We start from the raw sequence: 20401 nt of genomic DNA, 5'->3' as shown, positions 1-20401 counted from the left end.
CCGCCCCCGCGCCGCCGGGGCAGGCCCCGCTGCGCACCGCGCCTCGGGGCGCTCGGGGCGCACACACGCCGGCATTCGAATAACGCGAAAAGCACGGGAGAGCGAGAATTGACCGGTCGCGGGAATCCCGGACCTCATGCGTGAATTATCGTGCGGCATACGAGTGACTTTTCGGGGCGGCAGCGACCGGTCGGTTTCCCGGCGGGAATGAAATCGTTACTCGTTCCGCAGAGGCGCATGCCCGCAGCCAGTGCGCGGCTGCGCAGCACGACGGTCGTGACTGCGTACGGCGCCATTGCCGAAAGGATCAAAATGAACCGCATGAAGGCTGCAGCCGTTGTCGCAGGTGTCGTCATGGCGCTCGGCGGCGCCGCGGCGCCCGCCATGGCCGACGCGGGAGCCGAGGCATCCGCCGTCGGCTCGCCCGGCGTCCTGTCGGGCAACGTCTTCCAGCTCCCGATCCACATTCCGCTGAACTTCTGCGGCAACAGCTTCACCGCGATCGGCCTGCTGAACCCGGCCGCGGGCAACGTCTGTATGAACGGCTGACTTTCACGCAGAACGGCCCTGTGGAGAAACCCTTCTCCCGGGGCCGTTCCGTTGCATTCCGGCGGTCACGGATTGCAGGAGGGCCGGCGGGGCTTCGTCCCGACCACGACGGTGGCATCGAGGTCCTCACAGACGACCACGCGCGGATCGAGCCCATGACGGGCGAACGCGGCCGATGTGAACGGAGCCTGGCGCTCGCTCGTCTCGATGAGCAGGGCGCCGCCCGGCGCCAGCCACTGCCCGGCCCCGGCGGTCACCCGCCGCTGCACGCCGAGCCCGTCCGGCCCACCGTCCAGAGCGACCAGCGGTTCGTGGTCGCGGGCCTCCGGCGGCAGCAGCCCGATCTGGCCGGTCGGTACGTACGGGGCGTTGACGACGAGGACGTCGATCCGCCCTGTGAGCGCGGCGGGCAGGGGTTCGTACAGGTCCCCCTCGTACACCTGTCCGCCGGCCGCGGCGACATTGCGCCGGGCGCAGCCGACCGCGGCGGGCTCGATGTCGGCGGCGTGCAGCTCACCCCGCCCGAGGGTCGCGACGACCGCCGCCCCCACCGCCCCCGACCCGCAGCACAGGTCCACGACCACGGCGTCGCCGGGCGGGGCAAGCCTGACGGCCTGTGCGACGAGGAACTCGGTACGACGGCGGGGCACGAACACCCCGGGATCGACGGACACTCGCATACCGCAGAACTCGGCCCAGCCGAGAACGTGTTCGAGCGGCAGTCCGCTGACGCGCCGCCCGACCATGTCGGCGAGCTCGGCAGGGTCACGCGCGGCGGACAGGAGCAGATCGGCCTCGTCCTCGGCGAAGACGCATCCGGCCCCGCGAAGGGTGGTGACGACGGCGGAGCGGCTGAGGGTGAGCGAGGGAACCAGCATGGAAAGCCTTTCGGGTACCGAAGGGCACCCTCACGGTCACCTATGCCCGGTGGACCGCACGGCCGAGAGATGAGGGCACCCAGCCTGCTGTTGCGGTAATGGGTCTCACCTCCGGGGTTCGTCGCTGTGCTGTTCGAAGCTGTGCTGTTGGCAGGACAGTGCTCGGGCACTGCCTGAGCGCGAAGATTACCCGACCGTGAGCAGTCCGGCTCCTGATTTCGCCACCCCGGCCGGCACCCGGACAGGGGCGGGGTCCCGGCCCTCCCGTCAAGGAGGGTGACCAGGGCAACACCTGTCCAGGACGACGCTTGAATCGCAGGCAGGTGCCCCCGCAGCACAGCGCTTTCGAAGGGGCCCGGAGGGCCTCACCCCGAGAAAGCAACAAAGCGGACATTAGCGCCATGGGGTCGGTGGTCCGAAACACGGAGCGATCAATGTGACGCCCCCGTAAGCTCACGGACATGCAGGTGATCCAGTCCACGAAGCTCGCCAACGTCTGTTACGAAATCCGGGGGCCCGTCCTCGAAGAGGCGATGCGCCTGGAGGCGGCAGGTCACCGCATCCTGAAGCTGAACACCGGCAACCCCGCCGCCTTCGGGTTCGAGTGCCCGCCGGAGATCCTCGAGGACATCCTGCGCAACGTCGGCTCGGCACACGGCTACGGCGACGCCAAGGGTCTGCTGTCCGCGCGGCGGGCCGTGATGCAGCATTACCAGACCAAGGGCATCGAGCTCGACGTCGAGGACATCTACCTCGGCAACGGCGTCTCGGAGCTGATCCAGATGTCGATGCAGGCACTGCTCGACGACGGCGACGAGGTCCTGGTCCCGGCGCCCGACTATCCGCTGTGGACCGCGTCCGTGTCGCTGGCCGGCGGGACGGCCGTGCACTACCGCTGCGACGAGCAGTCCGAGTGGATGCCTGATCTCGCGGACATCGAGCGCAAGATCACCGACCGCACCAAGGCGATCGTGATCATCAACCCGAACAACCCCACCGGCGCGGTCTACGGCGACGAGATGCTGCGCGGCCTGACCGAGATCGCCCGGCGCCACAATCTGATCGTGTGCTCCGACGAGATCTACGACAAGATCCTCTACGACGGGGCCACACACACCCCGACCGCCGCCATCGCCCCGGATCTGATGGTGCTCACCTTCAACGGACTGTCGAAGAACTACCGCGTCGCCGGATACCGTTCGGGCTGGATGGCCGTCTGCGGGCCGAAGGCCCATGCCGCCTCGTACATCGAGGGGCTGACGATCCTCGCCAACATGCGGCTGTGCGCCAACATGCCGGCCCAGCACGCCGTGGCCACCGCGCTCGGCGGGCGGCAGTCCGTCGAGCAGCTGGTGCTGCCCGGCGGGCGGATCCTGGAGCAGCGGGACGTCGCGTACGACCTGCTGACGCAGATCCCGGGCGTGACCTGCGTGAAGCCCAAGGGCGCGCTGTATCTCTTCCCGAGGCTCGACCCCAAGGTCTACAAGATCAAGGACGACCGGCAGATGGTCCTCGATCTGCTGCGCACCGAGAAGATCATGGTTGTGCAGGGCACGGGCTTCAACTGGCCCGAGCCCGATCACTTCCGCATCGTCACACTGCCCGCGGCGAAGGACCTTGCCCATGCGGTGACCAGGATCGGCGCGTTCCTCGACGGGTACGGGCAGCCCTGAGACAGGCAGATCCCGACAGCACTCAACTTTAGACTCGATCCAATGTAGGATGGTCTCCTGACCGTGAGCAGGAGGCCATCCCCCATGTACGAGCCGATCCGCACCAAGTCGGTCCACTCGATGGCCGATGCCCCGCAGTACCCCCACCGCACCCGCGAGGAAGAGCTGGACATCCAGCTCGCCGGACATCTGGCCGCCCTGCTGGCCGTCACCGACGAGCTGGGGCTCGGCCCGCAGGGCGATCGCATAGCCGAGCAGGTGGCCCGGCTGCGCGGGACGCCGCCCGCGCGGCACGCCGCGCTGGGCCACGCCGACACCGCGGCACTGCACAACCGCGCGCTCGCCCTGGCGGGCCGCGCACTCGTCGTCGCCGCGTCCCGTGCGGACACCGCCGCCGCGATCCTCGCCGCCGAGCGCATGGACGCGCACACCGCCGCCCTGCGCGACTCCCGGCTGGTCGGCGCCCCCTGACGGCCCCGGTCCGCGGGCCGGGTAGGCGCGCGGACCGGGTGCCACCCATCCAGGCGATCACGACTCAAGCGGCCCGTTGCAACGGTGCCGCAGGGACTTCACCCGCCGTCCACCTCCTTTCGCCCGGAATGTGGGTTTCCGCGAGCACTCTGCTCACGTGAGACGCATCGCAGGAATCGTCCTGGCGGTGCTGCTGATCGGCGGTGTGGCAGTCGCCGTCGTCGCAGGCCGCGAGAGCCAGGACACGAGCACGGCAACGAGGACCGTGCAGGGAGTGATCGGGTCGGAGAAGGCCGAGTTCTTCGCCGACCCTCAGGTGGTGAAGGCCCTGGCTGCCAAGGGCTTCACCGTGCGGACCGAGACCTCAGGGTCCTGGGCCATGGACCAGCAGGCCCTTGACGGGAAGGACTTCGCGTTCCCGTCGTCCAAGGCTCCCGCCGACCAGCTGCAGCGCAGGGCGAAGATCCAGGGCGGCCCGATCCGCCCCTTCTACTCGCCGCTTGTCGTCGTCGCGCACCGCAATGCCGCCGAGGTGCTCGCCGGCAACGGGCTCGCCACGCTGAGCGGCAGGTCGACCGGGACGCTGCGCATGGAGCCGTATCTGAAGGCCGCACAGGCGGACCGGACCTGGCAGCAGCTCAAAGGGACTGCCGGGCACGCCGAGTTGACCGGGACCGTGTTCATCACGAGCACCGATCCTGTCGCCTCCAACTCGGGTGCGCTGTATCTGGCCGCGGCCTCGTACGTCGCCGACGGCGGCAAGGTCGCCGCGAACGACGCCGCACTCGACCGGACCGCGCCGCTGCTGAAGAAGCTGATCACCGTTCAGGGCGCACAGCAGACCAGCAGCGACGCGCCGTTCCGGGACTTCATCAGCGGCGTCGGCAATCCGCTGGTGCTCGTGTACGAGTCGCAGGTGGCCTCACTGCTGCTGCAGAAGCAGGACGTGGGAGACCTCGTCGTCCTCTACCCGGACACCACCGTCTCCAGCGACCACACGCTCGTACCGCTCACCGAGAACGGACGCGCGCTCGGCGAACTGCTCGCCTCCGACGCCCGGTTGCGCGAGATCGCGGTACGGCACGGTTTCCGGCCGCAGGGCGCGGCCGCCGAGTTCACCACCGCGACCACCCACCACGCCGACTTTCTCAACCAGAAGCTGGCCGGGGTGCGCCAGGCGCCTGTGCCGACCGCCGAGGTACTGCACGCGATGGCGCGGCGGACCCGGTCCTAGGGGGACTTCACCATGACCGAACAGCAGAGCGCGGACGCGCTCGTCCTCACACCACCGGAGCCGGTCGCGCCGGTCCGCTCGGAGCAGGCGTCCGGGCTGGTCCCGCTCGACGACACCGTACGCACGGAGATGACGCGCCGGGCGGCCGACCACGTCTCGTCGCTGGCCGGACTCGACGCCCGCTCACCCGAGTTCGCGACCCGTATCGGCGAGATCGCCTCGCTCGGCGCGGCCGACATCCGAGGCGCGGCCCAGCAGTCCAACCGGATGCTGGACCGCACCGTGCGCTCGCTGTCCTCCGGGGGCGAGGACGCCCAGGCCCGTGTCGGCTCCTGCCTCGTGGAGCTGCGCCGCACCGTGGAGGACCTCGACCCGCGCGACACCCCGGGGAAGGGGGCGCGCCGGCTGCTGGCCAGGCTGCCGGGCGGCAACAGACTCCGGGACCATGTGGCCAAGTACGCCTCCTCCCAGGCGACACTCAACAAGATCGTGGGCGCGCTGCGCGGCGGCCAGGACGAGCTGCGCCGCGACAACGCCGCGCTGCACACCGAGCGGGCCCGGCTGTGGGAGACCATGGGCAGGCTCCAGGAGTACGCGGTGCTCACCGAGGCGGTCGACGCGGCGATCGGCGACCGTATCGCGAGCGTCGAGGCGACCGACCCGGTCCAGGCGGACGCGCTGCGGGCCGATGTGCTCTTCCCGGTCCGGCAGAAGCACCAGGACCTGCTGACCCAGCTCGCGGTGTGTGCCCAGGGCTACCTGGCGATGGACGTGGTACGCCGCAACAACGACGAGCTCATCAAGGGTGTCGACCGTGCCGCCACCACAACGGTCTCGGCACTGCGGATCGCCGTCATGCTGGCCTCCGCCCTGGACAGTCAGCGCAAGGTCACCGAGCAGGTCAACACCCTGCGCTCGACGACCGAGGACCTGATCCGCGGCAACGCGGAGATGCTCGCCACCCAGAGCGGCGAGATCCAGCGCATCGCGGCGGACCCGGCGGTGGGCGCCGAGACGCTGCGCACGGCGTTCCAGCAGATCTACCGGACGCTGGACGCGATCGACACGTACAAGGCCCGGGCAACCGAGGCGATGGCCACCACAGTCGAATCCCTGACCGGCGAACTCCAGGCGGCGAGCGCCTACTTGGAGCGCACCCGCACGGCGAACACGCTCGAGGGGGGCCTCGCATGAACGGCTCCTTCGCGGCGCGTCTGCGCAGAGCCGCGGCCCGCGCGATCGGCCACCCGACTCCGCACTCGCGGTCCGGGCGCCACCGCGTACACGGCGTGGTGTGCATGCTCCTCGGTGTCGCTCTCGTCGGCGGGTGCACCAGCAGTGGCAGCGGCGACGACAGGAAGGTCCCCGGCCGGAGCCCGGTCACCCTGCGCGTCCTCGCCTCCAGTGAGCTCGAGGACATGAAGCCCGTCCTGGAGGCGGCCCGCGAGGCTACCGGGGTCACCGTGGAGGCGACCTGGAGCGGCACGCTGGACGCCGTCGAGCAGATCGAGTCGGGGAAGGCCGACGGGAAGTTCGACGCCGTGTGGCTTTCGTCCAACGACTATCTGCGGCTGCGGCCGGGCACCGGTCCGCGGATCAGCTCCGAGACGCCCGTCATGACCTCGCCGGTCGCGATCGGTGTGCGCACCCAGGCAGTACGGCGGCTCGGGTGGCGGCCCGAGGACGTCACCTGGACCCAGATCCACCGCGCCGTCGCCGACGGCAGGCTCACCTACGGCATGACCGACCCCGTCCGCTCCAACTCCGGTTTCTCCGCCCTGATCTCCGTGGCGTCCGGTCTGTCCGGCGCCCAGTCCGCGCTCACCGAGGCGGACGTGCGCAAAGCGACACCGAAGCTCAAGGAGTTCTTCGCCGGGCAGCAGCTCACCTCGGGCTCGTCGGGCTGGCTGGCGGCCGCGTACACCCGCCGCACCACCGTCGACGCGCTCGTCAACTACGAGTCCGTCCTGCTGTCCATGAACCGCGAGAGCCGCGCCGGGCTCACCGTCATCCGGCCCAAGGACGGGGTGGTGAGCGCCGACTACCCCTTCACGCTGCTGACGTCCGCCCCGGCCGAGGCCCGCGCCGCCGGCCGGACCCTGACCGAGTATCTCCGCGGCAGCGACGCCCAGCAGGGGATCACCGAGCGGACACTGCGCAGGCCCGTGGTCGCCGGGGTGAAGCCGGCCGCTCCGCTCGCCGCCGGGATCCGGCGCGAACTGCCCTTCCCCGGCACCCGGTCCGTCGCGGACGGACTGCTGGACGCTTACGACAACAAGCTGCGCCGCCCGTCGCGCACGGTGTATGTGCTGGACACCTCCGGCTCCATGGCGGGTGACCGGCTGCAGCGGCTCAAGGACGCGCTGACCGAGCTGACCGAGGACTTCCGGGACCGGGAGGAGGTCACCCTGATGCCCTTCGGATCGGCCGTCAAGCAGGTCCGTACGCATACGGTCGACCCCGCCGACCCCGACGCGGCGCTGCGCGCGATCCGCGCCGACGCGGCGCGTCTGAGCGCCGAGGGCGAAACCGCGGTCTACAGCAGCCTGCAGGAGGCATACGAACACCTGGGCAGCGAGGACTCCACGAAGACGTTCACCTCCGTGGTTCTGATGACGGACGGCGAGAACACCACGGGCATCGAGGCAACGGCCTTCGACGCGTACTACCAGGGGCTGCCGGCCGACCGCCGCCACACGCCCGTCTTCCCCGTCCTCTTCGGTGACTCCGACCGCGCGGAGCTGGAGCACATCGCCGCCCTCACCGGCGGCCGCGTCTTCGACGCGACGACGGGGACGCTGGACGGCGCATTCGAGGAGATCCGTGGCTACCAGTAGGAAGGCGCTCGGCTGTCTCGAGTCGCGCAAGAACCTCACGGGCTGCGCCTTCGGCATCGCGGGGCTCGCCCTCACTTTCACCGGACTGGCGGGCGCCTACTGGCCGTTCGTGATCGCCGGGCTGTACGGGGCCGGCGCGCTGATCGCCCCTCCCGAGCGCCCGCCGGCCCCGGACTTCCCCGACCCGGCCGAGCAGCTCGACGCCCTGCGCACCGACCTCGCGAGGCTGCGCGCGTATCTGGCGTCCGTCGAACTGCCACCCGCCGCGGCCGGCCGGCTCACCGAGCTGACCGACCTGCTCACGGCGCTGCTCGACCCCGGCTGGGTGGCACAGGTGCTCGCCCAGGACCCGGAGGGGGTGCACGTCCTGGCCCGTACGATCCGCCAGGACGTCCCGGAGTCCGTCGACACCTTCGTCCGCACCCGCTGGTGGACCCGACTCACTCCGGGCACGGAGCCGCCGGAGCGCCATCTGGAGCGGCAGCTCGGGGTGCTGCACGCCGAAGCGGGGGCGCTCGCCGCGGCGCTGAGCGAGACGGAGTCCAGGCGTCAGCAGACCCACACCCGCTATCTGGAGGAGCGTGGCGGGTTCGCCTCGTAGCCCCCGTGTCTCACCCGTGCCCGACGCCCGGGAGAGTGCCCCTGAAAAAGGGTTCGGCCCCCGAAGCCGGTGAGGTGGCTTCGGGGGCCGGACGCGGCGGGCCGGTATGACCCCACAGGTCAGGGCGGAAGTCGGGCAGGCCCGCCGCGTTGGTCCAGCGTGAGCGGATCAGCCGAGCCGGGCGACCAGCGCGCGGTACTCGTCCCACAGCTCCTTGGGCGTGTGGTCACCGAAGGTGTTGAGGTGCTCGGGGACCAGGGCGGCCTCCTCGCGCCACACGTCGGTGTCGACCTTGAGCAGGAACTCGAGGTCCTCCTCGGCCAGCTCCAGGCCGTCGGTGTCCAGGGCCTCCTTGGTCGGCAGGATGCCGATGGGGCTCTCGACGCCCTCGGCCTTGCCCTCGAGGCGCTCCACGATCCACTTCAGGACACGGCTGTTCTCACCGAAGCCCGGCCACACGAACTTGCCCGCGTCGTTCTTGCGGAACCAGTTGACGTAGTAGATCTTCGGCAGCTTGGACTGGTCCGCGTCCTTGCCGACCTTGATCCAGTGGGCCATGTAGTCGCCCATGTTGTAGCCGCAGAACGGCAGCATCGCGAACGGGTCGCGGCGCAGCTCGCCGACCTTGCCCTCGGCGGCGGCGGTCTTCTCGGAGGCGACGTTCGCACCGAGGAAGACGCCGTGCTGCCAGTCGAAGGACTCGGTCACCAGCGGGACGGCCGAGGCGCGGCGGCCGCCGAAGAGGATCGCCGAGATCGGCACGCCCTTCGGGTCCTCCCACTCGGGCGCGGCGATCGGGCACTGCGAGGCCGGCACGGTGAAGCGGGCGTTCGGGTGGGCGGCCGGGGTCGCGGACGCGGGCGTCCAGTCGTTGCCCTTCCAGTCCGTGAGGTGGGCCGGGGCCTCCTCGGTCATGCCCTCCCACCAGATGTCGTTGTCGTCGGTGAGCGCGACATTGGTGAAGACGGCGTTGCCCCACAGGGTCTTCATGGCGTTGGCGTTGGTGTGCTCGCCGGTGCCGGGCGCGACGCCGAAGAAGCCGGCCTCGGGGTTGATCGCGTAGAGCCGGCCGTCCTCGCCGAAACGCATCCAGGCGATGTCGTCGCCGATCGTCTCGACCGTCCAGCCGGAGATCGTGGGCTCCAGCATGGCGAGGTTGGTCTTGCCGCAGGCGGACGGGAACGCGGCGGCGACGTACTTGGACTCGCCCTGCGGCGGGGTCAGCTTGAGGATCAGCATGTGCTCGGCGAGCCAGCCCTCGTCGCGGGCCATGACGGACGCGATGCGCAGGGCGTAGCACTTCTTGCCGAGCAGGGCGTTGCCGCCGTAGCCGGAACCGTACGACCAGATCTCACGGGTCTCGGGGAAGTGCGAGATGTACTTGGTGGAGTTGCACGGCCACGGGACATCCGCCTCGCCCTCGGCGAGCGGCGCGCCGAGGGTGTGGACGGCCTTGACGAAGAAGCCGTCGGAGCCGAGCTCGTCCAGGACCGGCTGACCCATACGGGTCATGGTGCGCATGGAGACGGCGACGTAGGCGGAGTCGGTGATCTCGACGCCGATCGCGGAGAGCGGGGAGCCGAGCGGACCCATGCAGAACGGGACGACGTACATCGTCCGGCCCTTCATCGAGCCGCGGAAGATGCCCTTCTCACCGGCGAAGATGTCCTTCATCTCCGCGGGGGCCTTCCAGTGGTTCGTGGGTCCCGCGTCCGCCTCCTTCTCGGAGCAGATGAAGGTGCGGTCCTCGACGCGGGCGACATCGGTGGGGTCGGACGCGGCGTAGTACGAGTTCGGGCGCTTGATCGGGTCAAGCTTCTTGAAGGTGCCCTTGGCCACGAGTTCCGCGCAGAGGCGGTCGTACTCGGCCTCGGAACCGTCACACCAGACGACGCTGTCCGGCTGCGTGATTGCTGCGATCTCGTCGACCCAGGAGATCAGTTCCTGGTGGTTGGTGGGGACGCTGCCGGGAGCCGCGTTGTCGCGCGCCACGATTGCTCCTAAGTGAGGGGTATGAATTTTGTTGCCCCGTGGGGGCTGCGACCCGGACGCTTCGTAGGCGCTCATCCGGTGCCGACCGCACTCATCTGATCATCGGTGCCTCATGCGCATATGTCCAGAGGACCTCTCACGTGAGCATCGCCACTCGGGAGTGTTACCTACGGTTGCGTAGGTAACATTCCGACCATGACTGCAGCAGCACCCGATGTGGATGAGATCGACCCGACGCCCGTGAAACCGCGGCTGCGCGGGTGGCTGCACGCCGTGATGTTCCCCGCCGCCCTGGTGGCGGGCGTCGTCCTCACGGCACTCGCCGACTCGACGCGCGGCCGGATCGCCTGTGGCATCTACGCACTGACAGCCTGCCTGCTCTTCGGCGTGAGCGCGCTCTACCACCGGGGCACCTGGGGCCCGCGTGCCACGGCCGTGCTCCGTCGGCTCGACCACGCCAACATCTTCCTGATCATCGCGGGCACATATACCCCGCTGACGCTGCTGCTCCTTCCCGACTCCACCGGTCGGGTACTGCTGTGGGCGGTCTGGGCGGCAGCGGTTGCGGGAATCGCGTTCCGGGTCTTCTGGGTCGGCGCGCCCCGCTGGCTGTACACCCCCTGCTACATCGCGATGGGCTGGGCCGCCGTCTTCTTCCTGCCGGACTTCATGCGCGCCGGCGGGATCGCGGTGCTGGTCCTCGTGATCGTGGGCGGGTTGCTGTACAGCGCCGGCGGAGTGATCTACGGGATGAAGCGGCCGAACCCCTCACCGAGGTGGTTCGGCTTCCACGAGGTGTTCCATTCCCTGACGCTCGCTGCGTTCATCGTCCACTACATCGGGATCTCGCTGGTGGCCTACCAGCACTCCTGAGCTCCTGAGCAACGACGAAGGGCCACCAGGACGACACGGTCGTCCTGGTGGCCCTCGACCTGCGTCCGCAGCCTGAAGAACCTGCGGGTCCGGGCTACCGGCGCTGGGGCACATCCCCCTTGGCGCAGGCCACGCCGTCGCGGTTCGGGTCGATCCGCAGGGGATCGTCCTTGCCGTTCACCTTCAGTCGCCCGTAGTCATGCGCCTTCAGCCAGCCGCACCGCGCCGCCGTCGTCGCCTTGACCTTCTTCGGGAAGACCGTCGGGACACAGACACCCGCCGAGCCGTAGTGCCGGTCGCAGCCCGCGATCTCCGGACTGACGGGGACCGAACTCCGCTTCTTCTGCGCCTTCCTGGGCGCCTTCGCCAGCTCGTCCGCGAAATCGTGGACATGCGCCGACGGGGCCTTTGCAGCCGCCGCCATCGCGGAGGGCCCACCCAGGTGCACCCACTTCGCCACCGACGGAATGCCGTTCGCGTCCACCGCGAAGAGCATGTACCAGCCGGGTGGCGCCATGTTCGGGTTGCTGGTGACATTGAGGTCGATGTTGTTGCCGTCGACCGTCATCGGCAGATCCACGAATCGCTGGTTGGGGTCCGACGAATGCGTCACCGCCGCCGGACGGATCAGCTCCGCCTTGGCGATCGGCCGGTCGACCGTGATCCGCTGGGTGTCTCCGTACGTCCACTCCCCGTCGATCACCGAGGTGATCTGAGGCCGGGGGCCCTTGAGGAGATAGGGCGGGGTGTAGACCGACACACTGTGGTTGTACGTGCCGTTGCCCGGGTTGTCGCCCACGGACATCACCCGGCCGTCGGGCAGCAGGAACGACGAGGAGTGGTACGTCCGAGGGATCGGGTCGGTGGCGAGTCCCGACTCCCAGGTGTTGGTCGCCGGGTCGAAGAACGACGCCTCGTACACCGGATCGGCCCGGTCGTGCAGTCCGCCGCCGGTCTCGAAGACCTTGCCGTCCGGCAGCAGCACCGCGGAGACGAACATCTTGCCCTCGGCCCCGGTCTGCGGCCGCCGGCCCTGGCCCTGGTCGACCTCGCCCTGCGGCAGCAACGGCCCGGGCGTGTACGCCGGGTTGGGCTGCTTCAGGTCGATGATGTCGGTCAGCCGGTTGGCGACCGGGTTGGTCTCGTTGTTGCCTCCGCCGACCGTGAGCACGCGCTGGTCCTGGGCCGGCGGCAGCAGCACGCTCGCCGACTCGTCGCGCTGGTCCTTGTTCTGCAGACCCGGCACATCGGTGATGGTGTTGGCGGCGTAGTCGTAGACGGAGGCGCCGCTGCCCTGGGTGCCGTTCCCGAAGACATGGCTGCCGGAGTAGAAGAGCCGGCCGTCCTGCATCAGGATCATCGACGGGTACAGGCCCCAGAACGACCACGTCTGGTTGACCTGCGACAGCGGCAGCCACTTGTTCTGCGCCGCGGAGAACAGCTCGGCGGTCACATTGCCGGTGGAGTCCTCCTTGAGACCGCCGAAGGAGATCACATCGCCGTTGCCGAGGATGGTCGCCGACGGGTACCAGTGGCCGCCGTTCATGTCATTGGTACGGGTGTAGGTCTCGGTCGCCGGGTCGAAGACGAACGAGTCCTTCAGGCCCTGGTAGCCGATCGAGCCGTCGGCGGACGGGTAGCCCTTGTTGCCGCTCATGACCAGCACCTTGCCGTCCTGGAGCTGCACATGGCCGGCGCAGAACATGTCGACAGGGGTGGGGATCGTGCGGAACGTGCCGTCGGCCGGGTCGTAGATCGCCGAGGTGAACGTGCCCGCCTCGAACAGCGACTCGTCGTTGCCGGAGCCCGCGATCACCAGCACCTTGCCGTTGTGCAGCACCACCGAGTGCATCGAGCGCACCGGGTTCTGGACCGGCAGGACGTCCCAGCGGCCCTTCAGGCACTCCTCGGGGGTGCCCGTGCACTGCGGCTCGGGCGTGGGCAGCGCCACCTCCTCCATGACGTAGTCGTCGGTGGTGACCGAGCCGGTGCCGTACACCGACACGCCCCAGGCGATCCGGTCGGTGCCCTGCGGAACGGCAGGGGTACGGACCTCGGCGCGCTGGTAGCCCGCGCTCATCTCGAGCGTCTTGAGATCGGTCCAGTACTGCCAGCCCGCCGTCGTGTCGTGCCGGAAGAGAGTGACGGAGGTGTCCGGCGTCGTGGACTTGTACCAGAGCGAGAGGTCGTACTGTCTGTCCGGCGTCACCTTCGGAGCACAGACCGAGTCCTCCATGATGAGCGCCTTGCGGTCACCGTCGACCCGCCGGGTCAGCGACACCTTCATCGCCTTGGTGCCGGAGTGCGCGTCGGAGACGGTCTCGAAGGTGAAGTCGTTGTCGCCCCAGCCCGACTTCTTCCAGCAGGCCGGCATGTCATCCGGGCCCGGCGTCTCGAAGCCCGGGTTGTTGATCAGGTTCGGCGGGCCGGCGGACGCCTGGGGTGCGGACATCAGCAGTGCCGCGGTCATGGCGCCCACAGCCAGCAGAGCTGTTCTGCGGCGGCTGCGCCCGCTCCCCGGGCGGCGGCTTCTCCGGATCGGTGGTGACATGGCAGATCCCTTCCGTGCGGCTCTTCCCTGCGGTGGTTCGGTGGCCGTCCGGTTCCGCGACGGCCATGCGGTGGTTCGGGGGGGGCCGTGGGGGGCTCAGCTGCCGTGGGGACAGTGACCGTGGGGGTCAGTTGCTCGCGGGGGTCAGTGGCTCGCGGGCTCGCTGCCCACCGTCTGCGCCTGCGGGGCAGCAGTGCCACGCCGGCCGGTCCGCGGGGCGGACTTCTTGCGCGGCAGGTACACCAGCGCCTCCGTCGCCGCGAACCGCAGGACGAACGTGGTCAGCAGCGCCAGCGCGGTCGCGGGCAGCACCGCCATGTCCATCCGTCCCACGAACAGCGCGATGAGCGGGATGCGCAGCAGCAGATCGGCATTGGCGAGCAGCGCGAACCTGCCCACCCGGTCGGCCCAGTGCCTGTGGCGCCGGCGGTCGCGGAACAGCAGCACCTCGATGAGGAGGAAGTTCCAGACCACGCCGAACTGGTTCGCGACGATCTCGGCCGGCAGATAGTGCATCCCGGCACCGGTCAGCAGATGGAGTCCGACGAGGTTCGGTACGAATCCGGTGAGGCCGATCAGTCCGAAGACGAGCATCCGGGCCACCGGCGACGCAGTGCGCAGCCCGACGAGATGCCCGAGGAAGCGCATCCCCTCCTTCGCCGTCGACTTGGACTCGCCCGCGAACCGGTCCTGGAAGACGAACGGCACCTCGGCCACCGTCTCCGGCCGGCAGCGCACCGCGAGCTCGAGCAGGATCTTGTAGCCGAGCGGCCGCAGCACGTCGGCGGTCACGATGCTGCGCCGGATGGCGAAGAAGCCGCTCATCGGGTCGCTGACACCGCGCAGCCGACGCGGGAACAGCGCCTTGGTGAGCCAGGTCGCGCCGCGGGAGACCGCGATGCGATAGCCGCCTGCGAGTCCCTCGCGGCTGCCGCCGCGTATGTAGCGGCTGGCGACGACCAGATCCGCACCCGACCGCTCCCCCGCGGCCACCAGCTCCGGTACGAGGGCGGGCGGATGCTGCAGATCGGCGTCCATCACGACGATCCAGTCGGAGCCCGCGCCCTTCATCCCCTCGACGACCGCGCCGCCGAGGCCGCCGGCCGGCTCGTCACGGTGGATGACGGAGACCGGAAAGGGGCAGTCCTGCGCGGCGCTGCGGATCACCTCCGGGGTGTCGTCGGTCGAGTCGTCGACGAACACGACCTCGCAGGGCAGCCTGGAGGGCACCGACTCGGTGAGCCTGCGCAGCAACTCGCGGATGTTTCCTGACTCGTTGAAGGTCGGGATGACGATGGTGACGGCGCCGGGTTCGGCGATCTGGGTAGCACTCAGCTCCGGATCGCCGAGTTCCTCGGCACCGGTACGGGGGGTGGTCACAGGTCGCCTCCAGCGATCCTTCGGATCTCGATGCGGTCCTCGCCCTCGCCGAAGACGGCGACCGGCGTCGAATGCTCAAGTGCTGACTTGACGTTGGGCAGATCGACGGCGTCACGCCGGACGGTCGGCGAGGAGACCACATAGTCGAGGTCGCGCCAGCCGCGCGGCATCGTCTTGGTCACCGCCGGGTCCAGGTCCGCCTTGTAGAACCAGATCGCCCCGGTCCCGGGCTCGAAACCGTCGTGCACCAGATCCAGCCACAGGGCGTCGTCGACCAGCACACGGGTGGACGCGGGATCGTCGACCTCGTTCTGCATCCACGCGGCGGCCGCGCGGTACGGGGCGTTGGCGTCGACGGTGAGGGCGGCGCGGTTGCCGTCGTACCACCGCGGCACGACATACGCGGCGGCGGCGAGGGCGAGCGCACCGGCCACCGCCAGGCGCGCACCGCGCACCAGACGGGTCCGTCGCGCGTGCTGTCCGGCCTCGGGAGCGGCCGCGGGCGCGAGCGCGTCCGGCACGTGTTCCGGCCCGGGCTGCTGCGGTACCGCAGCAGCGTGCACACGCTCCGGCGCCACCTCTGCCGCCGCATCGGGTGCGGCGGCGGCCCGGCCCGCCGGGCGGCGCAGCACCGCGTGCGCCACACTCGCGGTGCCGCCCGCCAGCACCAGGGCCAGGAAGGGCAGCGCCTGGATGACGTACATCGCCGGCAGATACCCGGAGGGGCGCATCGCGACGACCGCGAGGATCGCCACGGCGAGCGAGGGGCCGGCGAGCGCCCGTGCCGTCACCGACCAGCGCACGGTGAGCAGCAGCAGGACGGCGCCGGCGAGGCCGCCCAGCGGCAGCACCCGGTCGTAGTAGAGCCATGACCGGAACACCCCGTGCGAGCCGGAGCCTGTGTCGAAGATCGACCCGGAGCCCTCGCGGCTCATCTGGTACGTGATGCCGTCGATCAGCGACACATGGCCGGGTCCGGGGAACAGCTCGTTGTTGAGGAGCGCGAACAGCGGATATGACAGGCCGATCAGCGCGCACGCAGTGATCGCCCCGGTGACCGCGAACTTGCGGGTGTCGCGGTGGCTGTGCCGCCACATCGTCACCAGCAGCGCCGGCAGCACGACCAGCATCGTCTCCTTGGTCAGCACTCCGACCGCGGCGGTGAGACCGGCGGCGAAGTGGTGCCACAGATGACGGCTCGGCGACGCGGCCAGGCAGAACGCCAGCAGCATCCACATCACGGCGATGTTGTCGAGGAAGATCTCGCGCTGCAGCACCACGGAGAGGGGGGAGAGCCCGAAGAGCAGCATCGCGAGCCCGGCCGCCCATCGCGGCAGGAACAGCCGCCGCGCCAGTACGTACAGCAGCACCGCGCATGCCGCACTGACCGCCAGCATCGCGAACCGCATCGTGGCGACCGTCATCGCCTCGGGCGCGATGAGCGAGGGGATCCAGGTCAGGAAGGCGATCTGGATCCAGCCGAGCGGCGGATGGTCGTACCAGTAGGTGTAGTGGGCGAGCCCGTCGCCCTGCTGGACCGCCCACGCCTGGGCGAGATACGTGCCCTCGTCGTCGCTGAGGGTCGGGAAGTGCGTGATGTTCCAGCCCTGGACGAGCAGGATCACGCACAGCAGGCCGACGCAGAGCAGCAGATCGGGCCGCGAGCTGCGGAACCTCACGACCGGCCGGGTACTGCCGGGCGCCCAGGCGGTCCGCCGGATGCGCCTGGCCTTACCGGCTACGTCGGCGGTGGTGGTGGCGGCCGTGTCAGCGGCCGTATCGGGGGCCGGAGGCAGGGTCGTGGTCACCGGTGGGCGTCCTCTCGGGTCTCGGTCGCGGTGAGATGCGCACCGACATGACTGGTCAGCTCCCACTCGTTACGGCCCCGCTGCTCCCGCCAGACCGCGCGCACGGCGGCGCCCGCCAGCAGGACCTGGTAGAAGGGGCCGCCGACGATGAGCTTGAGGTAGTGGACGAGGCGGACGCGCAGGCCGTACTGCACCCCGAAGTCGTGCAGGCCGACGATCTCGAAGACGAAGGTGACCATCGCCGTGACCAGCGGAAGGAAGGTCACGATGGCGATCCCGACCGGGACGTCGAGGAACAGCGCGATGGCGACGTTGAGCGGGATGATCACGCCGGAGAACGCCTGCAGGAACGGCGTCATCAGCGTGTAGCGGGCGAGCATCCGCTGGCCGCGGCCCGGCAGTTGCCGCCAGTCCTTCTTCCGGTACACCTGAAGGAAGCCCTGGTTCCAGCGGGTGCGCTGCTTGAGCAGGCTCATCAGGCTGCCGGGGGTCTCCTCACGGGTGACCATGTCGCTGTCGTACGCGACGACGACCTTCTTGCCGACGGACGACAGCCGCACGCCCAGGTCGCAGTCCTCGGCGAGGCAGTTCGGGTCCCAGCCGTCCGCCTCGCGCAGCACCTGGGTGCGGACGAAGACGGTGTTGCCTCCGAGCGGGATGAAGCCCTTCTGGGCGTGCAGGTGGAGCCGGCTGCGGAACCAGAAGAAGTACTCCAGGCAGTTGCGCAGGCTGTACCAGCTGGAGTGGAAGTTGATCAGCTGTACGCCGCCCTGGACGACGTCGGCTCCGGTGGAGGTGAAGGCGTGGTCGACATGGGCGAGGAGCTCCGGGTGGACCTGGTCCTCGGCGTCGAACACACCGACGACGTCGCCGCGGCAGTGCGGCAGCGCGGTGTTGAGCGCTTTCGGCTTGTTCTTGACCTTGTGGGTGTCGGTGATGACACGCACCCGGACCGGGTCGCGGGCGGCTGCCCGTTCGGCGACGGCCGCGGTCTCCGGATCGTCATGGCCGACGATGACGATGATCTCGAAGTTGGAGTGGGTGGACTCCAGCAGCCGCTCGATGGTGTGCTCCAGCACCGCCTGCTCGTGCCGGGCGGGCAGCAGCAGCGAGAACGACAGCCCGACGCCCCCGTCGGGGCGGTCGAACCGGGTCGCGGCCAGCGTTTCCGGCGTGCGCCAGGCATGCATCTGCCACCACAGCGTGAACGCCGCCATCCAGAACAGCGCCAGCGAAATGGCAACGACGAACAACGAAACCAGCACTGAAGTCCCCCCTTGGACCTGCGCCGCGGCTAGGACCCCCCTGGCCTGCGGCGCACACTTCCCCCGCGCGCGCACTCCCCAGTACGCACGCCTGCTCCTGTTCGTTCAGGACAATAGAGGCGGAGGATTACCTTCCGGTGCCTCTCCGATAAATTCTGCCGGTCCGTGGGTACTTCATGAGATTCCGGGCAAGTTACGTGCCGCGTGTGGTACTTGGACGCCGTATTTCAGCCATTGAGTTGGCGGGACAGCTCACCCGCATCCGAAGTGGGCGCGTGACAGGTGAAGTTGCGGCAGACATACGCTGCCGGACGGCCGTCGAGCAGCGGACGCTCTCGCAGCAACGGGAACTCCGCACCATCCGCCTCACCGACGGCGACCACCGCTCCCGGGGCCCTCGACAGCAGCGCCGCACGATGCAACTCCCCGGTGGCCGGGTCGCTTTGAGGCCCGACGACCGCCACCTCGCGCGGCCCGTCCAGCAGCGCCTCCGCCACCGCGAGCCCCCACCCGATGAAGCGCGGAGCGCGCGGCCCGAGCGCCTTCACCACGCCCAACGCGCCCTCGGCAGCCGCACGATGAGACTCGGAGCCCGTGTGGGCTGCATACGAAAGGAGCGCTCCGGCGGCCGCCGACCAGCCGGAGGGAGCGGCATTGTCCGTCGGGTCCTGCGGCCGCCGGATCAACTGCTCGGCGTCATGGGCGGTGTCGTACAGCGCACCGCCCTCCGCCATGAACTGGTCCAGGACGATGTCCAGGAGAAAACCGGCGAACTCCAGCCAGGTTCCCTCACCACTGACGGCCGCGAGCGCCAGGAAGCCCTCCGCGACATCGGCGTAGTCCTCCAGCACGCCCGCGTTGGCGCCGGCCCTGCCGTCCTTGGAGGTGCGGACCAGCCGTACACCCTGGGCCGAGAAGTCCATGTGCAGCCGCACCAGCAGATCGGCCGCCTCAGTGGCCCGCTCGATCAGATCCGGCCGCTCGAAGTACGCGCCCACCTCGGCGAGCGCGGCGATCGCGAGGCCGTTCCAGGCGGCGACGATCTTGTCGTCACGCCCCGGCCTCGGGCGCTCCTCCCGGGCCGCGAGCAGCCGTGCCCGCAGCTGCGGATCGGCTTCCTCGCCCGGGAGTTGGAGAACCGACGTACCGTGCTCGAAAGTGCCGTCCCCGGTCACCCCGAAGACGTCGGCCGCCCGGTCCCCGTCCTTGTCGCCGAGCACGTCGCGCAGCTGCTGCGGCGTCCAGACGTAGAACGCGCCCTCGACATGCCTGCCCGTCGCGTCATCGCTGTCCGCGTCCAGCGCGGACGCCAGGCCCCCCTCGGCGGTGCGCAGCTCGCGCACCATGAAGTCCGCCGTCTCCAGCGCGACCCGCTTGGCGAGCTCGGAGCCGGTCGTGCGCCACAGACGGGCGTAGACCCGGCACAGCAGGGCGTTGTCGTAGAGCATCTTCTCGAAGTGGGGCACCACCCACTCGCGGTCCACCGCGTACCGCGCGAAACCGCCGCCGAGCTGGTCGTACATCCCGCCGCGCGCCATGGCCTCGCAGGTGTCGGCGGCCATCTGCAGCGCTCCCTCCGCGCCGGTGCGGGCGTGGTGCCGCAGCAGGAACTCCACGACCATCGACGGCGGGAACTTCGGAGCGCCGCCGAATCCGCCGGACCGCTCGTCGTAGTCCCGCGTCAGCCCGAGCAGCGCCTGTGCGAGCTCGGCCTCGCCCGGTACGCCCCGCCCGCCATGGGCGAGGGAACGCCCGGCCAGTTCCTGGACGATCCTCGCCCCGACCTCGGCGACCTCGTCGCGCCGGTCCCTCCAGGCCGCGTGGACACCCTCGAGCACCTGCCGGAAGGACGGCATGCCCTGCCGGGGCTCCGGCGGGAAATACGTACCGAAGTAGAACGGCTCTCCGTCCGGCGTCATGAAGACAGACATGGGCCAGCCGCCTTGGCCGGTCGCCGCCTGTAGAGCCTCCATGTACACGGCGTCGACGTCGGGCCGCTCCTCCCGGTCGACCTTGACCGAGACGAAGTGCTCGTTCATGTAGGCGGCGGTTTGTTCGTCCTCGAAACTTTCGTGCGCGAGAACGTGGCACCAGTGACACGACGAATAGCCGACGCTGAGCAGTACAGGCACCCCGCGCCTGCGGGCCTCCTCGAAGGCCCCTTCCGACCAGGGCCACCAGTCGACGGGGTTGTCGGCGTGCTGAAGGAGGTAGGGGGACGTGGCCTGCGCAAGTCGGTTCGCCATACCCCAATCCTTGCGCACCCGCCGGACGGGCGCCCACGCGCCG

The 20401-nt window shown here is 69.7% G+C and carries 15 protein-coding genes; 8 read left to right on the top strand and 7 right to left on the bottom strand.

The window, feature by feature from the left end; all coding sequences use genetic code 11:
- Window positions 1-312 precede the first annotated feature (312 nt).
- Complete coding sequence (locus ABZ208_RS18315; RefSeq protein WP_356910484.1) at window positions 313-549, top strand: chaplin; 237 nt, start codon at window positions 313-315, stop codon at window positions 547-549.
- 65 nt (window positions 550-614) lie between these two features.
- On the opposite strand, the gene ABZ208_RS18310 is transcribed toward ABZ208_RS18315, so the two are convergent.
- On the bottom strand, window positions 615-1427 hold the full coding sequence (locus ABZ208_RS18310) for a putative protein N(5)-glutamine methyltransferase (RefSeq protein ID WP_356910483.1): 813 nt from the start codon (window positions 1425-1427) through the stop codon (window positions 615-617).
- Window positions 1428-1888: 461 nt separating this feature from the next.
- On the opposite strand from ABZ208_RS18310, the gene ABZ208_RS18305 reads away from it, so the two are divergent.
- The 6 genes from ABZ208_RS18305 to ABZ208_RS18280 all read left to right on the top strand — a co-directional run bounded on the left by ABZ208_RS18305 (window position 1889) and on the right by ABZ208_RS18280 (window position 8243).
- Window positions 1889-3100 (top strand): pyridoxal phosphate-dependent aminotransferase, encoded by a 1212-nt coding sequence (locus ABZ208_RS18305; RefSeq protein WP_356910482.1) that lies wholly within the window; start codon window positions 1889-1891, stop codon window positions 3098-3100.
- An 84-nt stretch (window positions 3101-3184) separates the two neighbouring features.
- Entirely contained in the window at window positions 3185-3571 is a 387-nt protein-coding gene (locus tag ABZ208_RS18300; RefSeq protein WP_356910481.1) for a hypothetical protein, read from the top strand.
- A 130-nt stretch (window positions 3572-3701) separates the two neighbouring features.
- Window positions 3702-4805 carry a hypothetical protein gene (locus ABZ208_RS18295; RefSeq protein ID WP_356910480.1) on the top strand — a complete coding sequence of 368 codons (1104 nt, stop codon included), beginning with the start codon at window positions 3702-3704 and terminating at the stop codon, window positions 4803-4805.
- Window positions 4806-4817: 12 nt separating this feature from the next.
- Window positions 4818-5999, top strand: a complete 1182-nt coding sequence (locus ABZ208_RS18290) for a toxic anion resistance protein (protein WP_356910479.1) — start codon at window positions 4818-4820, stop codon at window positions 5997-5999.
- Window positions 5996-7642, top strand: a complete 1647-nt coding sequence (locus ABZ208_RS18285) for a VWA domain-containing protein (RefSeq protein ID WP_356910478.1) — start codon at window positions 5996-5998, stop codon at window positions 7640-7642. Before ABZ208_RS18290 ends, ABZ208_RS18285 begins: the two co-directional genes overlap by 4 nt.
- Window positions 7629-8243, top strand: a complete 615-nt coding sequence (locus tag ABZ208_RS18280; RefSeq protein ID WP_356910477.1) for a hypothetical protein — start codon at window positions 7629-7631, stop codon at window positions 8241-8243. Before ABZ208_RS18285 ends, ABZ208_RS18280 begins: the two co-directional genes overlap by 14 nt.
- Window positions 8244-8411: 168 nt before the next feature.
- Here ABZ208_RS18280 and ABZ208_RS18275 read toward each other — a convergent pair whose 3' ends face one another.
- Complete coding sequence (locus ABZ208_RS18275; RefSeq protein WP_356910476.1) at window positions 8412-10235, bottom strand: phosphoenolpyruvate carboxykinase (GTP); 1824 nt, start codon at window positions 10233-10235, stop codon at window positions 8412-8414.
- Window positions 10236-10430: 195 nt separating this feature from the next.
- On the opposite strand from ABZ208_RS18275, the gene ABZ208_RS18270 reads away from it, so the two are divergent.
- Window positions 10431-11108 carry a hemolysin III family protein gene (locus tag ABZ208_RS18270; protein WP_356910475.1) on the top strand — a complete coding sequence of 226 codons (678 nt, stop codon included), beginning with the start codon at window positions 10431-10433 and terminating at the stop codon, window positions 11106-11108.
- 94 nt (window positions 11109-11202) lie between these two features.
- Here the strand turns inward: ABZ208_RS18270 and ABZ208_RS18265 are convergent, their stop codons facing one another.
- The 5 genes from ABZ208_RS18265 to ABZ208_RS18245 all read right to left on the bottom strand — a co-directional run bounded on the left by ABZ208_RS18265 (window position 11203) and on the right by ABZ208_RS18245 (window position 20358).
- Window positions 11203-13578 carry a galactose oxidase-like domain-containing protein gene (locus tag ABZ208_RS18265; RefSeq protein ID WP_356910474.1) on the bottom strand — a complete coding sequence of 792 codons (2376 nt, stop codon included), beginning with the start codon at window positions 13576-13578 and terminating at the stop codon, window positions 11203-11205.
- A gap of 225 nt (window positions 13579-13803) precedes the next feature.
- On the bottom strand, window positions 13804-15039 hold the full coding sequence (locus tag ABZ208_RS18260) for a glycosyltransferase family 2 protein (RefSeq protein ID WP_356910473.1): 1236 nt from the start codon (window positions 15037-15039) through the stop codon (window positions 13804-13806).
- On the bottom strand, window positions 15036-16760 hold the full coding sequence (locus tag ABZ208_RS18255) for a phospholipid carrier-dependent glycosyltransferase (protein ID WP_356910539.1): 1725 nt from the start codon (window positions 16758-16760) through the stop codon (window positions 15036-15038). Before ABZ208_RS18255 ends, ABZ208_RS18260 begins: the two co-directional genes overlap by 4 nt.
- An 83-nt stretch (window positions 16761-16843) precedes the next feature.
- The gene (locus tag ABZ208_RS18250; RefSeq protein ID WP_356910538.1) at window positions 16844-18064 is read right to left on the bottom strand and encodes a glycosyltransferase; all 1221 of its coding nucleotides are present in this window, start codon (window positions 18062-18064) and stop codon (window positions 16844-16846) included.
- A gap of 275 nt (window positions 18065-18339) precedes the next feature.
- The gene (locus tag ABZ208_RS18245; RefSeq protein ID WP_356910472.1) at window positions 18340-20358 is read right to left on the bottom strand and encodes a thioredoxin domain-containing protein; all 2019 of its coding nucleotides are present in this window, start codon (window positions 20356-20358) and stop codon (window positions 18340-18342) included.
- Window positions 20359-20401 lie beyond the last annotated feature (43 nt).

Source organism: Streptomyces sp. NPDC006208, from assembly GCF_040613775.1.
In the GTDB taxonomy this organism is placed as follows: domain Bacteria; phylum Actinomycetota; class Actinomycetes; order Streptomycetales; family Streptomycetaceae; genus Streptomyces.
Note: the sequence above shows the minus strand (reverse complement) of the source record. Positions and strands in the feature narration are given on the sequence as shown.

What these genes read in the sequence shown, in the direction of transcription:
- ABZ208_RS18265 (WP_356910474.1), bottom strand. Translation starts at nt 13,578, where the DNA reads ATGACCGCGGCACTGCTGATGTCCGCACCCCAGGCGTCCGCCGGCCCG.
- ABZ208_RS18300 (WP_356910481.1), top strand. Translation starts at nt 3,185, where the DNA reads ATGTACGAGCCGATCCGCACCAAGTCGGTCCACTCGATGGCCGATGCC.
- ABZ208_RS18305 (WP_356910482.1), top strand. Translation starts at nt 1,889, where the DNA reads ATGCAGGTGATCCAGTCCACGAAGCTCGCCAACGTCTGTTACGAAATC.
- ABZ208_RS18285 (WP_356910478.1), top strand. Translation starts at nt 5,996, where the DNA reads ATGAACGGCTCCTTCGCGGCGCGTCTGCGCAGAGCCGCGGCCCGCGCG.
- ABZ208_RS18250 (WP_356910538.1), bottom strand. Translation starts at nt 18,064, where the DNA reads ATGGCGGCGTTCACGCTGTGGTGGCAGATGCATGCCTGGCGCACGCCG.
- ABZ208_RS18270 (WP_356910475.1), top strand. Translation starts at nt 10,431, where the DNA reads ATGACTGCAGCAGCACCCGATGTGGATGAGATCGACCCGACGCCCGTG.
- ABZ208_RS18245 (WP_356910472.1), bottom strand. Translation starts at nt 20,358, where the DNA reads ATGGCGAACCGACTTGCGCAGGCCACGTCCCCCTACCTCCTTCAGCAC.
- ABZ208_RS18310 (WP_356910483.1), bottom strand. Translation starts at nt 1,427, where the DNA reads ATGCTGGTTCCCTCGCTCACCCTCAGCCGCTCCGCCGTCGTCACCACC.
- ABZ208_RS18290 (WP_356910479.1), top strand. Translation starts at nt 4,818, where the DNA reads ATGACCGAACAGCAGAGCGCGGACGCGCTCGTCCTCACACCACCGGAG.
- ABZ208_RS18315 (WP_356910484.1), top strand. Translation starts at nt 313, where the DNA reads ATGAACCGCATGAAGGCTGCAGCCGTTGTCGCAGGTGTCGTCATGGCG.